This window comes from Streptomyces plumbidurans, assembly GCF_019857225.1.
In the GTDB taxonomy this organism is placed as follows: Bacteria; Actinomycetota; Actinomycetes; order Streptomycetales; family Streptomycetaceae; genus Streptomyces; species Streptomyces plumbidurans.
In genome coordinates, this window is record NZ_JAFJSY010000185.1 from 1 (window position 1) to 344 (window position 344).

Genomic DNA, 344 nt, shown 5'->3' on the forward strand with positions numbered 1-344 from the left:
AGGTGCGGGATGAAGGCGATTGTGGTGACAGATCAGGCCGCCGGGACGGCGGGGATGACGCTGGTCGAGCGGCCCAAGCCGGCGCCTGCGGGCAACGATGTACTCGTTGAGGTCTTCGCGTCGGGATTCACCCCGGACGAGCTCACCTGGCCCTCGTCGTGGACCGACCGCCTCGGCCGTGACCGGACGCCGTCGGTCCCCGGACACGAGCTGGCCGGAGTGGTCGCCGCCCTCGGCTACGGCACGGCCGGGCTGTCGGTGGGGCAGCGGGTGTTCGGCCTCACGGACTGGACTCGCGACGGCACCCTGGCGGAGTACGCGGCCGTCGAGGCGCGCAACCTCGC

At 72.4% G+C, this 344-nt stretch carries 1 protein-coding gene; it reads left to right on the top strand.

Annotated elements, in window-relative coordinates:
* Positions 1 to 9 precede the first annotated feature (9 nt).
* A partial coding sequence (locus tag JYK17_RS40330) for an alcohol dehydrogenase catalytic domain-containing protein (protein WP_222812333.1) occupies positions 10 to 344 on the top strand: 335 nt, incomplete at its 3' end.